The organism is Adhaeribacter arboris (assembly GCF_003023845.1).
In the GTDB taxonomy this organism is placed as follows: Bacteria; Bacteroidota; Bacteroidia; order Cytophagales; family Hymenobacteraceae; genus Adhaeribacter; species Adhaeribacter arboris.
In genome coordinates this window covers 6949402-6973328 of the sequence record NZ_PYFT01000001.1, presented here as the reverse complement: position 1 = coordinate 6973328, position 23927 = coordinate 6949402, and the positions used below count along the sequence as shown (strand labels likewise).

21 protein-coding genes and 1 pseudogene are annotated in these 23927 nt (G+C 41.9%); 13 read left to right on the top strand and 9 right to left on the bottom strand.

What is annotated here, in order from left to right; genetic code table 11:
- Positions 1 to 144: 144 nt before the first annotated feature.
- From hemF to AHMF7605_RS28155, 5 genes are all read left to right on the top strand, one after another.
- Positions 145 to 1044 (top strand): oxygen-dependent coproporphyrinogen oxidase, encoded by a 900-nt coding sequence (gene hemF / locus AHMF7605_RS28175; RefSeq protein ID WP_106933658.1) that lies wholly within the window; start codon positions 145 to 147, stop codon positions 1042 to 1044.
- 314 nt (positions 1045 to 1358) lie between these two features.
- Positions 1359 to 1934 (top strand): phosphatase PAP2 family protein, encoded by a 576-nt coding sequence (locus AHMF7605_RS28170; protein WP_106933244.1) that lies wholly within the window; start codon positions 1359 to 1361, stop codon positions 1932 to 1934.
- Between the two features lie 128 nt (positions 1935 to 2062).
- Entirely contained in the window at positions 2063 to 4252 is a 2190-nt protein-coding gene (locus AHMF7605_RS28165; RefSeq protein WP_199200323.1) for a TonB-dependent receptor, read from the top strand.
- A gap of 172 nt (positions 4253 to 4424) precedes the next feature.
- Positions 4425 to 5357, top strand: coding sequence for a DUF4249 family protein (locus tag AHMF7605_RS28160; protein ID WP_106933243.1), 933 nt, complete (start codon positions 4425 to 4427; stop codon positions 5355 to 5357).
- 168 nt (positions 5358 to 5525) lie between these two features.
- A complete protein-coding gene (locus AHMF7605_RS28155; protein WP_106933242.1) occupies positions 5526 to 5792 on the top strand; it encodes a hypothetical protein in 267 nt (88 codons plus the stop codon).
- Positions 5793 to 5911: 119 nt separating this feature from the next.
- On the opposite strand, the gene AHMF7605_RS28150 is transcribed toward AHMF7605_RS28155, so the two are convergent.
- Entirely contained in the window at positions 5912 to 6496 is a 585-nt protein-coding gene (locus tag AHMF7605_RS28150) for a riboflavin synthase (RefSeq protein ID WP_106933657.1), read from the bottom strand.
- 198 nt (positions 6497 to 6694) lie between these two features.
- Here AHMF7605_RS28150 and AHMF7605_RS28145 point away from each other — a divergent pair, with 198 nt between their 5' ends.
- Complete coding sequence (locus AHMF7605_RS28145; RefSeq protein ID WP_106933241.1) at positions 6695 to 7306, top strand: hypothetical protein; 612 nt, start codon at positions 6695 to 6697, stop codon at positions 7304 to 7306.
- A 25-nt stretch (positions 7307 to 7331) separates the two neighbouring features.
- Here AHMF7605_RS28145 and AHMF7605_RS28140 read toward each other — a convergent pair whose 3' ends face one another.
- The 3 genes from AHMF7605_RS28140 to AHMF7605_RS28130 all read right to left on the bottom strand — a co-directional run bounded on the left by AHMF7605_RS28140 (position 7332) and on the right by AHMF7605_RS28130 (position 10841).
- Positions 7332 to 8030 (bottom strand): hypothetical protein, encoded by a 699-nt coding sequence (locus tag AHMF7605_RS28140; protein ID WP_106933240.1) that lies wholly within the window; start codon positions 8028 to 8030, stop codon positions 7332 to 7334.
- A 4-nt stretch (positions 8031 to 8034) separates the two neighbouring features.
- Positions 8035 to 9369, bottom strand: a complete 1335-nt coding sequence (mgtE, locus tag AHMF7605_RS28135) for a magnesium transporter (RefSeq protein WP_106933239.1) — start codon at positions 9367 to 9369, stop codon at positions 8035 to 8037.
- A 74-nt stretch (positions 9370 to 9443) separates the two neighbouring features.
- Positions 9444 to 10841, bottom strand: a complete 1398-nt coding sequence (locus AHMF7605_RS28130; protein ID WP_233219281.1) for a sugar transferase — start codon at positions 10839 to 10841, stop codon at positions 9444 to 9446.
- Between the two features lie 248 nt (positions 10842 to 11089).
- On the opposite strand from AHMF7605_RS28130, the gene AHMF7605_RS28125 reads away from it, so the two are divergent.
- The 3 genes from AHMF7605_RS28125 to AHMF7605_RS28115 all read left to right on the top strand — a co-directional run bounded on the left by AHMF7605_RS28125 (position 11090) and on the right by AHMF7605_RS28115 (position 13020).
- Positions 11090 to 11743: a protein-L-isoaspartate(D-aspartate) O-methyltransferase gene (locus AHMF7605_RS28125; protein WP_106933238.1), complete on the top strand. Its 654-nt coding sequence runs from the start codon at positions 11090 to 11092 to the stop codon at positions 11741 to 11743.
- Positions 11744 to 11873: 130 nt separating this feature from the next.
- Positions 11874 to 12413, top strand: a complete 540-nt coding sequence (locus AHMF7605_RS28120; RefSeq protein ID WP_106933237.1) for an acyl-CoA thioesterase — start codon at positions 11874 to 11876, stop codon at positions 12411 to 12413.
- A gap of 46 nt (positions 12414 to 12459) precedes the next feature.
- A complete protein-coding gene (locus tag AHMF7605_RS28115) occupies positions 12460 to 13020 on the top strand; it encodes a hypothetical protein (protein ID WP_106933236.1) in 561 nt (186 codons plus the stop codon).
- 108 nt (positions 13021 to 13128) lie between these two features.
- On the opposite strand, the gene AHMF7605_RS28110 is transcribed toward AHMF7605_RS28115, so the two are convergent.
- From AHMF7605_RS28110 to alaS, 3 genes and pseudogenes are all read right to left on the bottom strand, one after another.
- Positions 13129 to 14253 (bottom strand): TlpA disulfide reductase family protein, encoded by a 1125-nt coding sequence (locus AHMF7605_RS28110; RefSeq protein ID WP_106933235.1) that lies wholly within the window; start codon positions 14251 to 14253, stop codon positions 13129 to 13131.
- 261 nt (positions 14254 to 14514) lie between these two features.
- A complete protein-coding gene (gatB, locus tag AHMF7605_RS28105; RefSeq protein ID WP_106933234.1) occupies positions 14515 to 15975 on the bottom strand; it encodes an Asp-tRNA(Asn)/Glu-tRNA(Gln) amidotransferase subunit GatB in 1461 nt (486 codons plus the stop codon).
- A gap of 110 nt (positions 15976 to 16085) precedes the next feature.
- A pseudogene (alaS, locus tag AHMF7605_RS28100) lies at positions 16086 to 18727 on the bottom strand (alanine--tRNA ligase).
- A 315-nt stretch (positions 18728 to 19042) separates the two neighbouring features.
- On the opposite strand from alaS, the gene AHMF7605_RS28095 reads away from it, so the two are divergent.
- Positions 19043 to 19381 (top strand): MerR family transcriptional regulator, encoded by a 339-nt coding sequence (locus tag AHMF7605_RS28095; protein WP_106933233.1) that lies wholly within the window; start codon positions 19043 to 19045, stop codon positions 19379 to 19381.
- A 244-nt stretch (positions 19382 to 19625) separates the two neighbouring features.
- On the opposite strand, the gene AHMF7605_RS28090 is transcribed toward AHMF7605_RS28095, so the two are convergent.
- Positions 19626 to 19838 carry a hypothetical protein gene (locus AHMF7605_RS28090; protein WP_106933232.1) on the bottom strand — a complete coding sequence of 71 codons (213 nt, stop codon included), beginning with the start codon at positions 19836 to 19838 and terminating at the stop codon, positions 19626 to 19628.
- A 281-nt stretch (positions 19839 to 20119) separates the two neighbouring features.
- Between AHMF7605_RS28090 and AHMF7605_RS28085 the strand changes: the two genes are divergently transcribed.
- On the top strand, positions 20120 to 20320 hold the full coding sequence (locus tag AHMF7605_RS28085) for a hypothetical protein (protein ID WP_106933231.1): 201 nt from the start codon (positions 20120 to 20122) through the stop codon (positions 20318 to 20320).
- Positions 20321 to 20344: 24 nt separating this feature from the next.
- Here the strand turns inward: AHMF7605_RS28085 and AHMF7605_RS28080 are convergent, their stop codons facing one another.
- A complete protein-coding gene (locus AHMF7605_RS28080) occupies positions 20345 to 21427 on the bottom strand; it encodes a PAS domain-containing sensor histidine kinase (RefSeq protein ID WP_106933230.1) in 1083 nt (360 codons plus the stop codon).
- Positions 21428 to 21785: 358 nt separating this feature from the next.
- Here AHMF7605_RS28080 and dprA point away from each other — a divergent pair, with 358 nt between their 5' ends.
- Positions 21786 to 22910 carry a DNA-processing protein DprA gene (dprA, locus tag AHMF7605_RS28075; RefSeq protein ID WP_317046572.1) on the top strand — a complete coding sequence of 375 codons (1125 nt, stop codon included), beginning with the start codon at positions 21786 to 21788 and terminating at the stop codon, positions 22908 to 22910.
- Between the two features lie 143 nt (positions 22911 to 23053).
- Positions 23054 to 23881, top strand: coding sequence for an aminotransferase class IV (locus AHMF7605_RS28070; RefSeq protein WP_106933229.1), 828 nt, complete (start codon positions 23054 to 23056; stop codon positions 23879 to 23881).
- The last annotated feature ends 46 nt before the right edge of the window (positions 23882 to 23927 follow it).

Here is a 23927-nt window from a genome sequence, read left to right as displayed (position 1 = left end):
GATAAAGTATTTTTAAAGCCATTAAACAAGGAACTTCATTCTTTGCTTTACTTAATAAACAAATTCAGCATCCGCTAAAATAAGGTGAATGAGGAATTTAAAAATTTACGGTTATTACTTTATCTCTTTGGTTTAAAATTACATATGAAGAAAGAAATAGAAGCTTGGTTTCGCGGTTTTCAGGATAGATTGTGTACAGCAGTAGAAGCATGCGATGGCCGGGCCACGTTTCAGGAAGATGAATGGCAACACGAAACCGGTGGCGGCGGCCGCTCCCGGGTTATTCAGAACGGCGCTATTTTCGAAAAAGGCGGCGTCAACTTTTCGGCGGTTTCCGGCGATATGCCGGCCACGGCCGCGGCCAAATTGTTAATGCCCGATACCCGGTATTTTGCCACTGGTGTTTCGGTAGTGCTTCACCCGGTAAATCCGCTTATTCCCATTACCCACATGAACGTGCGTTACCTGGAAGTCGGTACCGGCGAAGCTTGGTTCGGGGGCGGTATCGACCTCACGCCCATTTACCTGGACGTGAAACAAGCACGTTATTTTCACGAACAATTAAAAGCGGTTTGTGACCAACACCATCCAAATTATTACAGCCGGTTTAAGCAATGGGCCGACGATTATTTTTACTTGCCGCACCGCCACGAAACCAGAGGCATCGGCGGTATTTTCTTCGACCGGCTTACTCCTTCCGAAGAAGAGTTAACTTTAGAGCAATTATTTGCCTTTGTGCAAGCTGTGGCCGATAGTTTTGCGCCTACTTATACCACCATCGTTAATCAAAACAGAAATTTACCTTTTAATGACCGCCAAAAAGAATGGCAATTATTACGCCGCGGCCGCTACGTCGAATTTAATCTGGTGCACGACCGGGGTACAAAATTTGGCCTGGAAACGGGTGGCCGGGTGGAATCCATTCTGATGAGTTTACCTACCTACGCTTCCTGGAAATACAACTTTAAACCGGAACCAGGCAGCGAAGAAGAAAAAACGCAGCAATTTTTAAAAAAGAATGTGGATTGGCTGCGGGTGGGTTAGATGGTTGGAAGGTGGAAAAGGTGGAAAAGTTGGAAGGTTTTAAAGTTGGAAGGTTGAAAGGTTTAAAAGTTACAGGTTAATATAGGATAGTAAATTTCACATTAAAGGTTACAGTTTTCAACCCGGGATAAAAGTGTCATTAAAGAAACTTCCAATATCAAATGCTTTAATTAAAGCTTCTTTTGCTAGCCTTAATTTCTTTTTACTGGTTCAAATCGGACTGTTCATAAATACAATAAACTCATTTATTTTATACAAACCTTCCTAACCTTTAACTTTACAACTTTCTAACCTTTCAACTTTCTAACCTAATCGTGCTGGAAAATTTAAAAAAACTAGACCGGGAATGGTTTTTGGCCATAAATGGGTATCATTCCCCGTTTTGGGATCCGTTTATGATTGCCGTTTCCGACCGGAGATTTTGGATTCCTTTTTACGCCTTATTGGTAGCTTTTTTGATTTTCCGTTTTCGCCGACAAAGTATTTTAATGTTTATGATTATTGCTTTGTCTTTAATTGCTGCCGATGGTATTTCTTCCCGGATTATTAAACCTTATTTTGCCCGATTGCGTCCTTGCCACGATTCTTCCTTATCCGAAACCATTAACCTAGTAGCGGGATGCGGCGGAAAATTTGGTTTTTTATCGTCGCATGCGGCTAATTCCTTCGGTATTGCTATGCTCTTTGCCTTCCTTCTGCCGGAACGCTACCGTTATTTTAAGATTTTCGTGTTTGTGTGGGCGGCGCTAATATCGTATAGCCGCATTTATCTGGGGGTACATTTTCCGGGTGATGTTTTGGGCGGCGCTTTTTTGGGGATTGTACTAGGTTGGATTTTTGGCTTATTATTCCGGAAGTTGTTGGTGCGCTATCCTTATTTTTCAGTTTAGTGTACTAATTTTTGAGGGAGCAACATGCTTGGTGAAAACTTGCCGGAAGAAGATTAGCTCTTTAACCGGTAACTTTCTACCGTTAAATTTGTTTTTATATCAGATGTAAGTATGGTTTAAATTTTCCTTTGAATAAATATTTCTTTTTCATCCTTTTTCTTGTTCTCGCCGGCCCGTTGTTCGGGCAGCAAAAACTTACAATAAGTGGTTACATTCGCGACGCGGTTTCCGGGGAAAGTTTGCCCGGGGCCACAATTCGGGTGAAAGACAAGATAAATCAAGGAGTTGCCGCTAACAATTACGGGTTTTATTCCTTAACCCTACCCACCGGAAATCATACCTTAATTGCTCAGTATTTAGGCTACCAAGCGCAGGAAATCTCGTTTCATCTCACTCAAAATCTACAACAGAATGTTCTGCTTTCGTCCGCTTCGGTGCAGGTGCAGGAAGTGATTATTACGGATAAACGCCCCGATGAGCAGGTGAAAAGTACGCAAATGAGTCAGGTGATTTTGCCCATCGAACAGGTAAAAACCTTACCGGTGTTGTTCGGGGAAACGGATATTTTAAAAACGATCCAATTATTACCCGGCATTAAATCGGGCGGCGAAGGAAATACCGGTTTTTACGTACGAGGCGGTGGGGCAGATCAAAATTTAGTTTTATTGGATGAGGCTGTCGTGTACAACCCGGGCCATTTATTTAATTTTTTCTCGGTTTTCAACGGCGATGCTATCCGGAATACCACGGTAATAAAAGGCAATATGCCGGCCCGTTACGGCGGGCGTTTGGCTTCCGTACTCGACATCAGCATGAAAGAAGGCAACCAGGAAAAAATTCAAGCTACCGGCGGTGTCGGTTTAATTGCCTCCCGTTTTTTAGTGGAGGGACCTCTGGCTCAACAAAAAGCTTCTTTTATGATTTCCGGGCGCCGAACCTACCTGGACGTACTAGCTAATCCATTCCTGAAAAATAGCTCACAAGGCGGAGTACCTTATTCTTTTTACGACCTTAACGCCAAAGTTAATTATACCCTGTCGCGCCAAGACCGGCTTTATTTAAGTGGTTACCTGGGTCAGGATGTTGGGGCATTTGATTTATCGGATGGCCGCTTTCAAGCTGATTTTGACTGGGGAAATAAGATAGCCGTAGCCCGTTGGAATCATTTATTTTCCGAAAAAATGTTTCTGAATGTATCGGGAATGTATAACCGCTATCGCTTTATTTTTGATTCGCATTTTGATAATTACGATTCTAAACTGGATACGGGCGTCGAAGACTTGGGCTTGAAAGTAGATTTTGATTATTACCCGAGTTGGCGCCATACTTTGCAATACGGGGTACACTACACCAAACACCTGGTTACTCCCCGAACCGGTACCGCCCAAACCGACGAAGGAGTGGATTTCTCTACGGACCGAGTACAGCGCAAACACGCGCACGAGGTAGCCTTTTACCTCTCCGACGATTGGGTGCTTTCCGATCAACTTACGCTAAATATAGGAATTCGCGCCAGCGGCATGCGCCAAACGGGTCCTTTTACGCAGTTCAATTTCGATGAGGAGGGTAAATTAACGGATTCTATTTCTTATAAGTCTGGTCAGAAAATTAAAGATTACCTGGCCCTGGAGCCCCGCTTGTCCTTCCGGTACCTAGTATCTCCTACTGCTTCGGTAAAAGCGGGAGTGACGCGTAACGCGCAATACCTGCATCTGGTTTCCAACGCTTATACTGCTTTACCGGTGGATATTTGGGTACCTAGTTCCGCTTTGGTAAAACCTCAATTTTCGTGGCAATATACCGCCGGTTACTTCCGCAATTTTAAAAATAATAGGTATGAGGCATCCATGGAAGTGTATTATAAAACCTTAGAAAACCAACTCGAATACCGCGAGGGCTACGTGCCGGGACCCATGAATAAAGATCTGGAATATGAATTTGTGGCCGGCAAAGGTCAGTCTTACGGAGTTGAATTTTTTATTCGCAAGAACCAAGGGCGTTTACAAGGTTGGTTGGGGTATGCGCTCGCCCGAACTACCCGTACCTTTCCCGATTTGAACCAAGGCCGTCCTTTTCCGGCTCGTTCCGATCGCCGCCACGATGTGTCTTTGGTTTCTTCTTACAAATGGAACGATACCTGGACTTGGGGCGGTACCTTTACTCTGGGAACCGGCCAAGCAGTTACTTTACCCGAGCGGCGCTACGTGGTAGAAGACGCCATTATTTACCAGTACGGCGCCCGAAATGGTTTCCGGATGCAGCCCACCCACCGTTTAGATGTATCGGCGACTTACCAAAAAAGCAAGAGACTCGTTTAAAATCCAGCTGGACTTTTGCGGTATACAACCTTTACGGCCGGCATAATCCATTTTTCTATTACATCGATAATGAAGGCAGCCCATACAACGGGTCCTTATCGGTAAAAGCGAAAAAAGTAAGCGTTTTCCCATTCCCTATTCCTTCCGTAACCTGGAATTTTAGTTTTTAATCATGAAATGGTTTGTATATACTATTTTACTGGTCAGTTTTTTTGGAGCGTTTAGTAGCTGCGAAGAAGACATAAATTTAGACATTGCCACCGGCGAAGAAAAACTCGTGGTACAAGGCCATATAGAACAAGATGCTCCTCCTTTTGTTGTTTTAACCCGTAGTTTAGCCGTTTTATCCAATACGCAAAGCAGCAGCTTTACCGGTTCATTCGTGCATGGTGCCACGGTTACGGTAAGTACCAATAGCCAATCCAGTACTCTACAGGAAAAAAGATTAGTGGATCTTTCACTCGACCAAAAACAATTAGTAAATGAGTTTTTCGGTATTAATCTTTCTTCTTCTCCCAACTTAGCAACGGAATTTTACGTGTATACTTCTCCGGATTTAAAAGGGGCGTTAGGGCAAAATTACCGGCTAAGCATAACGGCAAATGGTAAAGTGCTTACCGCGGCAACTACTATACCTCACCTCACTCCCGTCGATTCGTTATGGTTTATGCCTCATCCCAATTCCAAAAATGACAGCCTGGTAACTCTGTGGTACCGCTACCAAGACCCCGACACCTTGGGTAACAACGTTCGGTTTTTTACGAGCCGCAACGGGGAACCGTTTTACCCGGGTTATCAGGCCTCGGTACTTACCGATGAATTCGTCAACGGCCGAATCATTGATTTTCCGTTGGAACGAGGTTATCCAAAGTCGGCGAAAGTAGACCTGGAAAGTTCCGGTTATTTTGAACGCGGCGACACCGTGCAACTGAAATGGGCAGCTATTGATTACCAGCATTATCAGTTTTGGTTTACCATGGAAGCAGACCGCGCCAGCAATGGTAATCCGTTCGGCTTTCCGACTACGGTTCGTTCTAACATAAACGGGGGCTTAGGTATTTGGGGCGGCTACGGGGTTAGTCGGCATCTAGTAATCAGCCGGTAATTTTATTAGTTGGAAGGTTGAAAAGTTGGAAGGTTATAAAGTTGTCTGTCGGATTATTCAACTGGAACTTGTGATAAATTTTAGGGTATTTTCCGGTAAACTCTTTTAAGAAAACAATAATCTAAAGCGGGCTCGGCGCGTATAGGTACTAAACCAAAAAATAAACTTATGAGCGAAGCAAAAAAAACCACTGACCGCAAAGAAATTGAAAAATGGGCCGAGCAGCACGGCGGCGTTCCGTCGATTATTAAAGAAACCGAAGACGATGGAAAAGGCGAAGGTGTGCTGCGGATTCATTTTCCGAAGAAAAGTAAAGACAACGACAGTTTTGAAGAAATATCCTGGGATGAGTTTTTTAAAGAATTCGAAGCCAAGAAATTAGCCATACTCTTGAGTCCGGACAGCAATTTCAGCAAATTGGTTAAACGCGACTAATCGCTACAAAAGGAAAACCAAACGAAACCGGGTGAGCTTTAAAAAGCTCACCCGGTTCGTTTTATAAACATATTAATTATGGCAAATACGGAAAACAAACTTTCTTGACTAATCCCGATTTACTTGCTCAACAATTTCGCTACGTACTTGCCGATAATATCAAACTCCAGGTTTACGGTATCGCCGGGTTTCACCTTCTTTAAATTGGTATGCTCGTAAGTATACGGAATAATGGCGACCGAAAATTGACTTTCCTGAGAATTTACCACCGTTAAACTAATGCCATTCACGCAAATGGAGCCTTTTTCCACGGTAATATTACCTAAACTAGAATCGTAAGTAAAAGTATATAACCAACTGCCGTTCTGATCTATAACGCTCAAGCAAGTTCCTACTTGATCAACGTGCCCTTGCACCACGTGGCCATCAAACCTGCCATTAGCAGGCATACACCGCTCCAGGTTTACTAGGTCGCCCGGTTCTAAACGATTTAAATTAGTCTTTTGCAAGGTCTCGGCAATTGCCGTTACGGTATATTCCTGGTCAGTAATGTTTACTACCGTTAGGCAAACCCCATTGTGCGACACACTTTGATCTACCTTTAACTCTGGCGTTATGGCCGCTTCCAGGGTAAAATGCTTGTTTGTATTTTCTTCCCGGATACTTTTTACTTGTCCGAGGGTTTCGATGATGCCGGTAAACACTTTTTTAATTATTAAAAAATTAAGTAAATTTATATGGTACGTTGCGTGCAAATTATTGATTTTGCTCCGTATAAACTAACTCAGGCAAATAGTTAATTGGGAAAAGGTTAGTATCAATTTTTGTTTATCTGAATGAAATATTGAGCTATTCTAGTAACTACTAATTCGATAAAAAAGGTATTATCTTCAACTAAAATCATGAAAACGAAAGCTTTACTTCTGCCCTTTTTATTTTTATTTCTGAGCGGCTGTTCCCGGAACTTAAAACCTATGGGTTATTTTACCGTCGATACCTACGCAAAACCTATAGAGGGTAAAATTCAGGAGCCTTTAACCATTGTTCTGCCAACGGATATTAAAGATACAGTGATGGTTTCCGGACAAAGTATTAAAGCGTTGCGAGTAATTAGTTTTCGCAAAACGGTTACGAACAACTTGCACGCAACTTTAAGTAAAAACTTTACTACGGTTGATTTCAAAGATCAAAAACAAGCTACTGGTTTAACGTTGGTTATTTATCGAATTCGTCCTTATTGGGGTTTAAAAGGCGCTTCTACCTCGGTTTATGGAACCAGTGGAACCACGTTTTCATCTCCCGTAAAATTTATAACCGCTAACTTTCAGTATGATTTAACGCTTTATCGAAACGGAGTTAAAATCATTAGTGCAGACGGAGAGTCCGTAAGTGAAGAAGCATTTTCAGAAAAATTTGAAATTCACGATGTTTTTAAAAATGGTTTAAAAGTGATGTGCGAATCCATTAATAAAAAGGTTTTAACAGACGAAACGATAAGTATGCTTACTAATTAATTCCGGCAGCCACCTTTTATTCATTTTAATTTAAGTTAATACCGAACAAAATACCGAGCCAGGGTTTGCCTTGGTACAGCCAATGTTTCCGGTTCTTATCCAACAACAAATCGGTGCCCATTGCCAGACCTAAATTAAATTTCTTGGCGTCGTAAATACCAGCTGCTCCTCCGGTAAGAACAAATCCATCGTATTCGTACGTAATATAGTTTTGCGTTACAAAAGGGTTCATGGTAACGGCTCCAATGCCTAATATGCCCCCGTAACCGTACCCTACGCCAGTTATTTTAAACGGACGATCAGAGTGCTTGGGAATGGCTTGTATCCGGTAATAGTCATGTCGCCTACCCAGGTATACTGTGCCGCTAAAATTAGGATTAAGCTGCGTGGGAAAACCATTCATGGCCAGCCTAATTTTAAACGGAATGGTAAAAACATCCACATCGAATGTATGCCGGTGAAACCTTAAATCTTTTATTTCCTCTAATTGGAAGGAGGTGGGGGGCGGCGGCTCATTCAATGGCTGGAATTTTAAAGAATCCGCTTCTAACTTTAAATTAACTCTTGCTTTTTTAGTTCTGCCGGTATAAACCCTACCTGTAATAGCCTGGTACTGTTTAGCGGTAATATGGTACTGGTCGGTAGGTAAAGTGGTAATCTCGTGCAGGCTGGAACAAGAGGCGAGCAGCAGAAGAAGAATTAATCCAGTGGTATATTTTAACATGAAGCTACAGTAACTTGCCGGATAAAATTATACTGGCGACCGTGAAGTAAATTACCAAACCGGTTACATCCACTAAAGTAGCCACAAACGGCGCCGAAGAAGTAGCCGGATCTAATTTAAAGGTCCGTAAAAGAAACGGAATCATAGCGCCGGAAAAGGTACCCCACATGACAATACCTAATAAAGAAAATCCAACGGTTAATCCCAGAGCCTGCCAATGATCGCCGTAATCGTAGATACCGGTTTCCTGCCACAGAAATATCCGGATAAAGCCTAAGATTCCTAAGGTACTACCCAATAGAAAACCCGAAAGAAATTCTCGCCGCATGACGTACCACCAATCTTTTAAGGTTATTTCGCGCAAAGCCATGGCCCGTATAATTAAAGTAGCGGCCTGAGAGCCGGAATTTCCGCCGCTGGAAATAATTAAGGGCACAAAAAGAGCTAGTATAACGGCCTTTGCAATTTCATCTTCAAAATAGCCCATGGCCGTAGCCGTGAGCATTTCACTCAGAAATAAAACTATCAGCCAGCCAGCCCTTTTCCGGAATAGAGTAAGGATCGGCGTTTCGGTGTACGCTATCTCTAATGCTTCTAATCCCCCAAATTTTTGAATATCTTCGGTATCTCTTCTTTCAATAACATCCAGTATATCATCAACGGTTACAATACCTACCAGTATGCCGGCATCGGTAACAACCGGCAAGGCGCTCCGATCGTATTTTTCGAACTCCTTAATGGCTTCTTCTTTATCTAACAAGCTTCGTAAAGAAATAAAGCTATTATCCATTAATTGTTCCATGGTTGCATTTTCTTCTGCCAGCAGCAACTTGCCGATTTGAATATCATCTAAAAGCTTGTTTTGTTCGTTTACTACGTAAATAAAATTCAGAGTTTCGGCTTTTTTACCGTGCGTTTTAATGTGTTGCAGGGTTTTGGCAATCGTCCAGTCTTTTTTTGCCTGCACGTAATTCGGCGTCATTATCCGGCCAATACTATTTTCGGGGTAACCTAAAAGATTAACGGCTATTTTCCTTTCTTCTTCGCTTAATAAATTAATAGCGCCTTTTATTAATTCATCCGGAATATCCACGAACAACTTGGTACGGTCGTCGGGAGCCATTTTATTTAAGATTTCCGCTACTTGGGTACTACCTAAACTTTTAATTATTTCTTCCTGGTCGTTAATATTTAAGTAAGAAAAAGTTTCGGTTTTTAGTTGAGGGGGCAAGAGCAGAAAAGATAAAACTTTTTCTTTACCTGTTTTAGCCGCGAGTATTTCGGCTAAGTCGTTTGGGTGTAAGGAATTAAATTCTTGGACTGGCGTTACTTCATCCATACCTAAATTAATAAATGCGTCAATAATAAAGGGCTTTTTTTACCTTAATATCAACCTGTAACTTGTTGCTAACTTTACTTACCCCGGCCTTCTACAATTACTTTAATGGTATATAAGAGTACCCGGAAATCCATGGCCAGCGACATGTTTTCGATGTAGAGAATGTCATATTTCAGGCGCTTTATCATTTCGTCTACGTTTTGGGCGTAACCAAATTTTACCAGGCCCAGCGAAGTAATACCCGGACGGACCCGGAGCAAGTGTTTGTACTGCGGAGCGGCTTTCACAATCTGATCAATAAAATACTGCCGCTCCGGCCGCGGCCCCACTAACGACATTTCGCCGACCAGCACATTGTAAAACTGGGGTAACTCATCCAGCCGTACTTTGCGCATAAATCTTCCCCAAGGTGTCACCCGCGGATCCGCATCGGAAGATAAGGCCGGCCCGTTGGTTTCGGCATCCGCGAACATACTCCGGAATTTATAGATGTAGAACGGCCTGCCGCTCTTACCTATTCGTTCCTGACGGTAAATAATGGGCCCCGTTGAAGATAATCTTACCAGCAACGCAATTATGCCGTATACCCAAAAAAAGAACAACATAAAAAACAACGAAATACCAATATCTACCGCCCGCTTGGAGATTTCCTGCCAAACCGGCATTAAATCTTGTTTAACTTCAATGAGTGGCGTTCCGAATAAATGATTGACTTTAACCGAACCCAATAAAATCTGGTACACGTCCGGCAAAATGCTGATGCGTACGTTTTCGCCTTCCAGTAAACTTAAAATTTCGGTTATTTTTTCGTGCTCCGAGGGTTCAATGGCAATAATTACTTCTTCTACCTGGTGTTGCTTTATCAAGTCGGAAATCTCGCGGTAAGGGCCTAAATTACACAATTCGTCTTCGTAAAAATGACCGAATGAATCAAATACGTGCACGAACCCTTTAATTTGCAAACCTAAATGCCGGTTATTTTTTTCTAACTCTTTGTATACTTCGCGCGCATTGGTGTTAGATCCAATAATTAAAGTATTAAAATAAATCTTCCTTCTTTTAACCAGGTTCTGGTTATGCATAATGGCCAAAACTTTGGCAATGGCCGAAATAAAGAAATGAACGAACAGGTAGGTAGAGATAATCTTGTAATAGGCCTGGTAATTAGAAATACCTTCATCGTCGAGCAGCAAAACGAAGAAAATAATAATACCCCCGAAAAAAGAAATCTGAGCCAGGTTTAAGACTTCTTTTACCCGCGATTTCCGGAAAATATCCCGGTACCGGCCCGTTAAAGCGTAGAGCAAAGTCCAGAAAGAAGCTATTATGGCCGCATTGCCAACTAGTTTATAGGTCAGGTCAATAATTCCTTCCTCAAGAATAATTTTACGAAGAATGTAAAACGTAACCCAAGCCAGGAAGGCCGCCAGAAAATCGGTGAGAACAAAGGTTATCTTTTTTATTTTACGCACGAAAAGCGTTTTTAATTATAGTGGAATGGTCTGCAATAAAGGTAGAAATTGAATGAAAATGTTTTGCCAATTAATCCATAGCGTTTGTGTTAATTTTGTAAATCCTGCCAGATTACTAATTTCGCAGTTTCCCGGCTTTGGTTACAGAACTGCCTACCCGTAAAAGCGGTATAATTTATACTTAATCCAAAAATAAAGGTAATTTTTTAACCGGTAAAAGAAATATTTTACTAACTACTTCTCAACGCATGCACACAGATTCGTACCGGCACAAAGGAATGCGAAAAGTCCTCGTGAAACTTTTAAAAGAAAAAGGCATCAAGGACGAGCGTGTATTGCAGGCCATTGCTACGGTACCCCGGCATTTTTTTTTCGAGAAAATGTTTCTGGAACATGCCTACCAGGATAAAGCCTTTCCGATTGGCGAAGGCCAGACCATTTCGCAACCGTATACCGTTGCGTACCAAACCGAACTGTTGCAATTAAAACCCAGTGATACCGTATTGGAAATTGGCACTGGGTCGGGTTACCAATGTTGCGTATTGCTGCAAATAACGCCGCATGTCTATACCATCGAATACAACGAAGTATTATTCCGCAAAGCTTTACAGTTCTTCAAGCAAATGAACTTACACCCCCATACTTATTTGGGCGATGGTTCGGAAGGCTTACCCCAGGAGGCACCTTTTGATAAGATATTAGTAACGGCGGGTGCGCCGGTTATTCCTAAAAGTTTGTTAGAGCAATTAAAGGTAGGCGGGGCATTGGTTATCCCGGTGGGCGACGAACAAAGCCAGAAAATGGTGCGGGTGGTACGCGAAACTCCGGACGAGTTTACCCGCGAAGTATTCGACAATTTTAAATTTGTGCCGCTGCTAGGTAAATCGGGTTGGAACAAGTAAAGAGTTGAGAGTTAAAAGTTATGAGTTTAAAGTCAATTACTTTATAGATTAAGGTTACCTGGTAATTGGAAATTGGAAACTGGTAATTGATAACTGATTAATGGTATCTTTGCCCATCTAATCCATTTATATGAGAACTCGCAAACAGAAAAGCGTTAAAGAATCCTTTACAACCATGACCGAATTGGTATTACCCAATGATACCAATACCTTAAATAACTTAATGGGCGGCCGCCTCATGCACTGGCTCGATATTGTTTCGGCCATTGCGGCGCAAAAGCATTCTAACCGCATTGTGGTAACCGCTTCGGTAGATAATATTTCGTTTAAGCAAGGCATAAAACTGGGCAATGTGATTACGATGGAAGCGCAGGTAACCCGCTCTTTTAATTCTTCTATGGAAGTGCACGTAAACGTTTGGGCGCAGGATATTCCGTCTGGCACCAAGATTAAAAGTAACGAAGCCTTTCTCACTTTTGTCGCCGTCGATCAAATGGGATCTCCGATTGATGTACCCGAAGCCTTACCCGAGACCGAAGAAGAAATACTTTTATTCGAAGGAGCCCTGCGCCGCCGGCAATTACGTTTGGTTTTAGCGGGTCGCATGAAACCCCACGAAGCAAAAGAATTAAAGTCTATTTTTAACTTAGACGAAAACGTACCGGATTAATTTTAGGTTATACGTTTTAAGTTGTACGTTTTAAGTATCATCCATTATGACGGATCAGGCAGCAGAATTAACTTTTTATCAGCAGCTTTTTACCGAGCCTTTGTTTATTTTACCCGAATTGAATAAAGAAGTACCTGAATCTTTACCTAAGGAAACGGAGCCTGAATTAATTAGTCCGGCCGAGATTGCCCAACTAGGGAGTACAACTCCGGTAAAGAAATATCCGGTAATTGGGGAAAACCACAAAGGTTTGGTTTTATTGGTTTCTCTCCCGGAACCTGCCTTTCAGGAATTGCCCAAAAACGAATTTCTGGTTAAAATACTGGGCGCCATTAAGTACGCACCTAACGATGTAGCTTACCTAAATACTTTGCATCTAAAGCCCGTTAACATTTACGAACTAAGCAAAGCGGAGAACCTGAAACACCTGATTGTTTTCGGGAAAAATATTTTGGATATGACCGCCGATTCTAAGGTTAGTTATTACAAACCAGCCAGTATTGGCCGCACTCCTTTACTGATTGCGGAAGAATTAGAAACGATTGAACGGGATGTAAATAAGAAAAAACAATTGTGGGCTGCTCTACAAGCTATGTTTTTGAAATAGTTCATAGTCGATAGACTATGGTCCACAGTCCACAGAATATAGACTATAGTTAACTATGGACTATGGTCTGCGGACTAATTAAGTTAACTATGGTCTGCGGACGGTGGACTAATTCAGCAACTCGGCTACTTTGGCTTCCAGTTCGGGGCCGCGTAAATTGCGGGCTATAATTTTACCTTCGCGGTCGAGCAGTAAGGTTTGCGGAATAGCCTGGACATTGTATAACTGCGCCGCGGCGCTTTCCCAGCCTTTTAAATCGGATACGTGGGGCCAAACCAGTTGATCTTTTTGAATAGCTCCTAACCATTTTTCCCGCGAATTATCCAGCGAAACACCAAATATTTCAAAGCCTTTATCCTTATACTTATGGTACATGCGCACGACGTTGGGGTTTTCCTGACGGCAAGGTCCGCACCAGGAGGCCCAGAAATCTACTAATACGTATTTGCCTTTTAACGAAGAAAGCGACAACGATTTACCCTCCGGAGTTGGCAACGTTATATCCGGGGCAGCTTTACCAATGGCTAAGGTTTTAAGCGGCTCCAACCGTTTCACTAAGGCTTTGGTATACTGCGATTCGGGTTGGCTTTTATTTAACATACTGGCCATGCTATCGGCAAAAGCTAAATCTGTTTCCGGGTTAATTAAATTTAAGGTAGCAAAAGCAGCCACGGCAGTTTTATCGTGTTGTTTTATAAAGTCCTTGATACCCTTCACGTTGCGCTGCTGCATGGTCAGGTACGTTTCCTGAATAACTTTCACGGAATCTGCATTGGCCGATTCGTTGGCTTTTTCAAAACGTTTCTGCAACTGCATACCGGAGGCCTGCATTTTTTCCAACTTATCCGTTAATTCTTTAAACAGTTGCGCTTCCTCCGATCCTTTTATGGCATACGTTTTACTCATATCTTTGGCGTCGGCTTCCACCTGAATTTCTTTATTGTCCAACATCAACATAAACATATTCTGGTCAGAAATAGAAATCCGGTAAACCGTAGGCTCGTTTACTTTACCTTCAAACGTAAAAGTACCATCGTTTAACACGTTGGCGGTATCGCGGGTAACAAACTGCTTCTCGCCTAACTCGCTCAGGTAGACTTTTCCCGAACTCTGGTTATTTAATTTGCCGTAAATTTTATAACTACCGCTGTCCACGCCGTTTTTAGAACCCATTTTGTTACAGGCACCTAAAATGGTGAGCGGCAGAACCCAAATCAATATTATTTTTTTCATTTCTTAGATAATAATTTTAATACTTAGCTCTATTACCTTTATTTCCAAATTGTTAGGTGAGATCCGTATCTTATATTCATTTTCGATTGCTAGTAGTAAATAAACCCGCTTTAATCAAGCATTTTACAATTCTCTCATAGCGTAACTAGTTGTTTGAATAACTACGCCTGCCAATTCATCCTTTGTATAGGATATTTTATTTATCACCTAAAGTATAATCTATAACGTAAAACGTACCAACTAAAACCTAATCCTTTAAAACTATAACTTCTTTAAGCTATCCTGCAAAAGTTTGTTTACGGCTTTCGGGTCGGCTTTACCTTTGGTTAATTTCATTATTTCTCCCATAAACATGCCCACTAAGGCCGTTTTTCCGGCTTGGTATTCCGCCACTTTTTTGGGATTACCCGCTAATACCTGATCGATAAAGATTTGTAACTGAGCATCATCTGATTCCTGGATCAGGTTAAGTTCTTCTGCTACTTGTAACGCCGTTTTCGCCGGATTTTGTATTAACTCCGGAAAAATATTCCGGTTAGCGGCGGTATGATTTACTTTACCTGAATCTACCAGACTAATTAAATCGGCTACTTGCTGTGGTTGCAAAGGAAAATCAGCCATGGCTAAGGCCAATTCGTTCATGTACGATTTTACCGGTCCCATCATCCAGTTAGAAGCTGCTTTGTAATTGCTGGTATATTGGCAAAGATCATCGAAATACAAGGCAATCTCTTTTTGGTCGGTTAAAACGCCGGCGTCGTATTCCGGTAATTGATACACTTGCGTAAAGCGTTCGTAGAGCTCGTGCGGCAAAGAAGGCATTTCCGCCTTAATGGCCGTGAGCATTTCTTCCGAAATAATTACCGGGGTTAAATCCGGCTCGGGAAAATACCGGTAATCGTTCATGGTTTCTTTCGAACGCTGCCCGCTGGTAGTGCCCGTAACCGCGTCAAAGCCGCGGGTTTCCGATTCAATCGTTTCGCCGCGTTCCAGCATTTGAATCTGGCGCTCAATTTCGTAATCAATGGCGCGTTGCACATTCCGGAAAGAGTTCATGTTTTTCACTTCAACCTTAGTACCGAATTTATCGGCCCCTTTCCGCATTACAGATACGTTAGCATCGCACCGCAAGGAGCCTTCCTCCATGTTGCCGTCGCAAATATCCAGGTAACGGACTAATTTTTTAATTTCCGTCAGGTAGTTGTAAGCTTCCTCGGAAGTATGAATATCCGGCTCCGACACAATCTCAATGAGGGGTACGCCGGCCCGGTTCAGGTCAATGAGTGATTCGGTTTCGCCAGCTAAGTGCATGGATTTACCGGCATCTTCTTCCATGTGAATGCGGGTAATGCCAATGCGTTTTTCGCCCTTGCTTGTTTGAATATACACGTAACCCTCCCGGCAAATAGGAGTTTTATCCTGGGTAATCTGGTAACCTTTCGGTAAATCGGGGTAAAAATAATTTTTGCGGGCAAATATGTTTTGGCGGGTAATTTGGCAATTAGTAGCTAAACCCATTTTTATAGCGAAATTTACGGCTTTGCCGTTTGCCCGGGGCAAAGTGCCCGGGTGGCCCAGCGTAATAACGCTAATATTGGTATTTGGCAAAGTGCCGTACTCCGTCGAGTCCGACGCAAACATTTTGCTTTCCGTTAGTAATTGGGCATGAACCTCCAAACCTATAATCGGCTGATATTTATCGCGCAAATTTTCTTCCATCATTTTCTAGACGCTAGTATCCAGATACTAGACACTAAATTTAAATTAATAAATTTTACTAAATCAAATACTTTAGCTACCCCTTTATAAAACGTTGATTTATAAAGGTTGAATTATTTTTTAAGTAAGCTTTTTACCAATTCTATCGCTTTGCCGGGAATAGCAGCTAAACCAGCTACTTCTTTACCCCCGGCAGTGGCATAAAAGGGCTGCCCGCCACCTCCGCCTTTTATTTCTTTGGCGAGTTCTTTAATTAGATTAACGGCATTTAGTTTTTGCTCCGCTACTAAATTATCCGATAACATTACCGCTAATTGCGGCTTTTGATCTATTTCAGCGGCTAATATTAAACATAAATTATCCCCCGCGGCATTCCGGGTGTCATAAGCTAGTTTTTTTAAATAATCCGAAGAGCTTACTTCTACTTTTTCCGCAATCAAACTCACCCCGGCAATTTCGTGCTTTTTACGCAGCAAAGTTTCTTTAAGTGCAGTAAGTTGCTTTAATTCAAATTGTTCCAGCTGTTTTCTTAAAGTATTGTTTTCAGTCAACAACTTTTCAATGGCGGTGGCCAGGTTCGTTTGCGTGCCCAGTGCTTCTTTTATTGCTTCTAGTTGCTCCAACTGACCGTTAATAAAATCTTGCGCCTGATCAGCGGTATACGCTTCGATGCGGCGTACTCCGGCAGCTACGGAACTCTCGGATACTATTTTGAGCAAACCAATTTCGCCGGTATTGGGTACGTGCGTGCCGCCGCACAACTCCACCGAATAATCTTTATCAAAAGTAATTACCCGCACAAACTCCCCGTATTTTTCGCCAAATAAAGCCATGGCTCCGAGTTGCTTGGCCTCGGCAAGCGGTACATTCCGTTTCTCGTCTAAAGGAATACTCTGGCGGATATGTTGGTTCACAATAGCTTCAATGTCGCGGAGCTGGTTATCCGTTACTTTGGTAAAATGCGAAAAGTCGAAACGCAGCAATTTATCGTTTACTAAAGAACCTTTCTGAGCCACGTGGGCGCCGAGCACTTCCCGCAAAGCTGCGTGCAATAAATGCGTAGCCGAATGATTTTTCTGAATTAAACGGCGACGTTCTGCATCTACCCGGGCTACCACCGGTACTTCCAGGTCCAATGGTAAATCAGTAGTTATATGAATAATCAGGTCGTTTTCTTTTTTGGTATCCAGCACTTTCACCTTACTTAAATCCGATTCTAAAAAGCCCGTATCGCCTACCTGGCCACCACTTTCGGCGTAAAAAGGCGTGCGATCAAGCACAATCTGGTATTCGGTTTTACTCTTAGTTTTTACCTGCCGGTATTTTACAATCCGGGCTTCGGTGGAAACCCTGTCGTAGCCAATGAATTCGGTAGGTACGTCATCCCCTACCAAAACCCAATCACCTTGCTCCGTTTGAGCCGCGTTGCGCGACCGGTTCTTTTGGGCCTGCATTTCTACCTCAAACCCTTCTTCGTCAACGGTAAAATTGTTTTCTTTAGCAATTAAGGCCGTTAAATCCGCTGGGAAACCAAAGGTGTCGTACAATTCAAAGGCAGTTTTACCATCAATACGGTTCTGGTTGGCTTTAAAAGTTTCCGTTAAAGAATCCAGCCGTTTTAAGCCGTTCTCCAGGGTCCGTAAGAAAGCCATTTCTTCTTCTTCAATCACCCGTTGCACAAAAGCTTGTTGCGCTTTCAGTTCCGGGAAGACATTGGCCAACTGGTTGGCTAGGACCGGTACCATTTGGTACAAGAACGGCTTTTTAAAATTTAAGAAAGTAAAGGCATAGCGCACTGCCCGGCGCAAGATGCGGCGGATAACGTAACCTGCTTTATTATTAGAGGGCAGTTGACCATCGGCAATGGCAAAAGCAATGGCGCGAATATGATCCGAAAGCACCCGGATGGCAATGTCCGTTTTTTCGTTTTCACCGTATTTTACATTCGCCTGCTCGGCCACAAACTGAATAAGTGGTTGAAAAACATCGGTATCGTAATTGGATTGTTTGCCCTGGATGGCCATGCACAAACGCTCGAAGCCCATGCCCGTATCTACGTGTTGCGCAGGGAGTTTTACCAGCGAACTATCGGCCAGCCGGTTAAACTCCATGAACACATTGTTCCAGATTTCGACTACCTGCGGATGGTCGTTATTCACGAGCTCTTTGCCGGGGGTTTGGGCTACTTCTTCCGCGGGACGCAAGTCAATATGAATTTCGGAACAAGGACCGCAAGGACCGGTATCGCCCATTTCCCAAAAATTATCTTTTTTAGAGCCGAACAAGATACGGTCGTCGCCGCCCAGAATTTTCTTCCAGATTTTAAAGGCTTCCTCATCGGCGGGTAAACCATCTTTTTCATCCCCCCGAACACGCTTACGTACATGCGGTCTTTCGGCAGGTTGTATACTTCGGTGAGCAGTTCCCAAGCCCAGGGCAATGCCTCTTTTTTAAAATAATCCCCAAACGACCAGTTCCCTAACATTTCAAACATGGTGTGGTGATAAGTATCATACCCTACTTCTTCCAGGTCGTTGTGTTTACCCGAAACCCGCAAGCATTTTTGCGTATTGGCTACCCGCGGCCAGGGTGCCGGTTTATTTCCCAGAAAATAATCTTTAAACTGGTTCATACCCGCATTCGTGAACATGAGGGTAGGATCGTCTTTTACCACAATGGGCGCCGACGGAACGATATGGTGTTTTTTGGAAGCAAAAAAATCAAGAAACTTTTGTCTGATCTCCGAAGAATTCATTTATAATGCTTAAGTCTTAATTCAAGGTTATAGCCTAATCCTATTGTTTATCAGGAAAAAATAAATCAACTTCGCCGATAAGAATTTCGTTAGCCCTTACACCCCGAACGGGTTTGGGCAAAAGTAACGTTTTTTAAAATTATTCGGTAGCCTTATTCTGATTTTATCCAAAGCAATAGTTTGGAATGTAAATCATTTAAAATCACTCTGGTTTTACTAAATTCGGCGTTAAATCGCAACTTATAGGGTTATTCTAAGTCAGGAAACCAGGAATAAATAGTAGGGGAAGTTTTAACGGAGTAAATAACCCTTTTTATGCCATTCAAAGAAAAAGATATAGAAAAACAATATTACAGCATCGGCGAAGTGGCGGCGATGTTCCAGGTAGCGCCTTCTCTTATCCGTTTTTGGGAATCGGAATTTGAAGTACTTAAACCTAAAAAAAGCAAAAAAGGTAATCGTTTGTTTACCAAATCCGATATTGAAAATTTGCGCTTAGTTTACCATTTGGTAAAAGAGCGCGGTTATACCATCCAGGGAGCGCGGGATGTGCTAAAGAACCGATCGGTGCAAACCAAGGATAAAGTGGAAATAATAAAATCGCTGGAAAAAATCCGGGATTTTTTGGTAAGTATGAAAAACGAACTGAAATAATTATTTACGAAATTAGTCCAACCTGTTTTTAAAATTATTGCATCAAATTAAATTTGTCCAGAAGGCCCAGATTACTATTTTAAGAATTGAATGGCAGACTGAGTTTGATTCTATTTGGAAGGCAATATGGTTGGTAAGCAGATTAAAATTGTATCCTATCTGTTTTACTAAATAAGACTACTTGTACAGAAATAAAAAAGCGGTAACTATCCGCAAAAGTAGTTACCGCTTTCATTTAACCGGGTTATTTCTTTTTATTCAAGGTTAAGCCGTAAATAATTAACCCTACTCCGCCGGCTATTACTAAATATTGTTTATTCCGGGGAGAGAGCGAATTATATAAATCTAAACCTAATTGGCTCGGGTTTTTAACTGCATTCAATAAAGCGGTTGGGTCACTAAATAATTCCTTTATTTTATTCTGACTATGCGCCGTTTCAATGGGAGTAGTTGCCATAATAAGTAATATGTTTAAGAGTAAGGTAACTCTTACGTTATTCTTTAGAGTACGTTAGGCTTATCAACTTAAAAAACCATTATTTTAGTTAATGTAGCTGTTTTCTTATCCTAAGCGCTATTGCCAAATAACTGTTTTGCCTTCCAATTTTTTGATTATTGCCTATTCTACAATTCTTGGCTTTCTTCTAAAACTTACATTTAGACTTTGGAGTATCTTCGTTTTAAATCTTCTGCGGCGGCAATTGCGTATCAGTAATTTTCTGCTTATTTGTTGATTTTATGAAGAGTGGCTTATTAGATTTTATATTCGGGAGCTTAGAGGTACATAAGTTAAACCGGAAAGAAGTTACGGATTATTTAAAGTATTTAAATGAAATTATCACGAAGGATATGGCGCCGGACGATCAGATTAAATTTCTGGCCTGTAAGGTAAAATTAAATAATCGCTTAATTCAATTAGATAAAGAAAAACAGGTGTAAGAAAAGCAAAACACTCTTTCTCTATTAATTTTTAGGAATCTCAATGTAAAAAACTGAGCCTTGGTTTTCCTGACTTTCAAACCAGATTTTACCTTGGTGCCACTCCACAATTGTTTTAATTATAGACATCCCCAATCCTACCGATGGTTCGCCTTTTAATCCCGGACGGCGAGCCTGGGTAAACTTATTAAATAAGGTCGCATGGAATTGTTCCGGGATACCAACGCCATTGTCGGCTACTTTTACTAAAACCGACGTTTCTTTTTCTTCCAGGCTGATTTTAATTTCTCCCCCATCCGGCGTAAACTTTAAAGCATTCGAGATTAAATTATTAATGGCTTGCATAAACTTATTATCATCCAGTTGCAGGTACAAGGTTTCGCTTGTGGTCTCAAAATAAAAGTGCTTACCCGTTAAATGCTGGGTTTGCTGGTATTCTTCCAGTATTTCCCGACAAGCCGCTACCAGGTTTATGCGCCTCTTGATAACATCCACGTTGGCAGATTCCAAAAATTCTTGTTGCACAAATTCCTGAATCATCAGCGTACCCTTAACACTATTTTTTTCAATTAATTCAAGTACCTGGTGTACTTCCTGGTTCTCATAGGATTTTAAATCCTCTCTTAACATTTTGGACAGGCTTTGAATCATGGCCAAAGGTCCGGCCAGATCATGCGACAGAATATTCAGGACAGCGTTTTTTTTATCGGTAAATTTTTTCAGGTAACTATTGTATTGTTTGGCGGAGGTAATATCTTCGGCAAAACCAATAATAACCTGCTCATCTTCCAGCAATAAAGCCTTTACGCAAAGCCACCGCTCCGCGCCTTTGGGTAACTGTATTCGGGTTTCTACGTCCGGAATGAGGGCGCCTTCCTTTAAATCCTGGTACTGGCGTTGGACGTGTTCCTTATCCTCGGGATGAATTTTTTCCCATAATGAACCGGGATTATTTTTTACACTTTCGGAGGGTAAATTCCATATTTTTTCAAAAGCCGGATTCAGAAAAGAAAACTGATTTGTTTCTATTTCATACGCAAATACAATTTGATTAGTACTTTTAACTAAAACTTCTAAATAGTAAGGAATTCTATCAATAGATGACATAAATTACAATTGTTTAAATGCAGATTTTAGAGCCTAACCGTACTTTTTCTTCGGCTGTACTATCCCAAAACAGTTTATCGAAAGTTATTAATTTATCTTCTATCAGCCAGATATTTGACTGTCTTACAGTAAAAAATATTTTAGTATTGCACTATATAGTAAATAAAAAAAGAGCGGCTGCCTACCAATAAAGAATATGCTTTGTTCGGGGGAAACTCTTAAAATCTGAGGCGTTTAATCGATGGAATCATTACCAAAAGATGTGAAGATAGTGCGGAGGTATATACTCATACATTTTCGTATGGTATCCGTACACGCATTTTAATCTTTGTTTTACAAGTCTAAATAAAATTTTGCTTTGACTTCTTCTGATTCGTTGTTGTACGAGGTTGCTTTGGGGATGATTCCCGGGGTGGGTAATTTGTTTACCCGCTTGCTTATTAGTTACTGCGGATCGGCTAAAGCGGCTTTTACTACGCCAGCCGGCCGGTTACTAAAAATTCCGGGTATCGGGCAAAACTTTGTTCAGAGTTTTAGCACCCATCAAACAACAGCACTCCGCCAAGCCGAAACCACCCTGCAATTAGCCGAGCAGCAACAGGTCCAGCTCTTGTTTTATACGCACCCCAATTACCCTACTCGCCTGAAACAAATTGCCGATGCACCCTGCCTGTTATATTACAAAGGTACGGCCGATCTCAACCATCAGAAAATGATCGGTATTGTGGGTACCCGCCAGGCGACGGAGTACGGCAAGCGCATCACCGAAAAAATAGTAGCTGATTTAAAAAAACACAACCCGGTAATTGTAAGTGGCTTGGCTTATGGCATTGATATTTTTGCCCACCGGGCGGCGGTTGCAGCTGGTTTACCTACCATTGGCGTAATGGCGAGCGGACCCGATATTATTTACCCGGCGGTACACCGGAAAACGGTCGAGAAAATGCTCGAAAACGGGGGAATTTTGACTGAAAACACCTTCGGCACCAAACCCGATGCTCCGCGTTTTCCGGCCCGTAACCGAATAATTGCCGGCCTCGGAGACTGTACCATTATTGTGGAAGCTGCCCTAAAAGGCGGCGCATTGATTACCGCCGATATTGCCCATAGCTATCATAAAGATGTAATGGCCGTACCGGGCAATATTGACGCCTCGGTTTCGGAAGGTTGTAATTTTTTAATTAAAACGAACAAAGCGGCGATTTACACGGGTTATCAAGATTTGGAGGAGCTTCTAAATTGGGATAATGCTTTAGCAGCGCCGGCGGTGAAACCTAGCAAAAGTTTGCTTTACCATCCGGAGGAATTTGAACCGGAAGAATGGCAGATTATTCAGTTGCTGCTTACTACCAAAGAAGAACTGATGGATAATATTTCCTGGAAAGTACAAATTCCGGTAAGTCGGTTAGCCTCGGTTCTGCTGGGTTTGGAGTTTAAAGGTGTGGTAAAGTCGTTGCCGGGTAAAAAGTTTGCTTTAGTATAAGCACGGTCTGTTCTCTTTTGTACTTCGGAAAAACTAATTTAATAGAGCAGTTTCAGAAATTTTTCGAGTAATTAATCCGCTACGAGTAGGTTTCATTAAGTTTATACCTGTTTCAGGCATTCGATACCCACGAATAAAGGCAAATGTATCTCCTTCATAACTTTCAAGTAGTTCCGGAACAAAATTTTACTCTTTCTTATACGAACCGGGCTTTCCAGTACAACGATGGCTTATTTGATACCATCATTATCAGTAATGGCCAAATTCGGTTTTTACCGGATCATTTAGAACGGATGCAACGGGCGTTGCAGATTTTACAAATTCAGGTGCCTACGGAATTGCAAAATACAGATGTACTTCTCCCCTTGCTGCAAAATCTAGCCGAACAGAATCGATTGTCGCACCAAACAGGTCGGTTAAAAGTACATATCTGGCGCTCTCCTGGCGGCTTGTTTACCCCAGACCACCATACCGCCGAAAGCTTGATTACCCTGCAACCACAAGCAACCTTTAACAAGAATATTCCCCGTGCCGATTTTGCTACTTCTGTTCAGAATACCTACTCGCCTTTATCTTTTTTTAAAGGTCCGTTTGCTGTTAATTACGTATTAGCCAGTTTAGAAAAAAAGCACCGGCAACTCGACGAACTTATTTTACTCAATGACCAAGGCGCTGTTTCAGAAGCTTTAATCGCGAATATTTTTTGGGTGAAAGATTCCATTTTGTACACCCCTGCTTTACAGTCGGGTTGCATTGCCGGTATTGTCCGGAAGAATGTTCTGCGGCTGGGAGCCACCGAAAACTTAAAAATAGAAGAAGGTCTTTTTACTAAAACAGATGTATTAAGCGCCGAAACCGTCTTCACTTCCAATGTTACTGGTTTGCGCCCCATTCAGTTTGTTGGTCAAAAGGAGTTCTCAATCCATCATCCTATTTTAGATCAATTAAACACCCTTTTGTTTACTGATTAATTATAATTTATGAAAATGATTGTTGGCTAATTTCTAAACGAAAGTC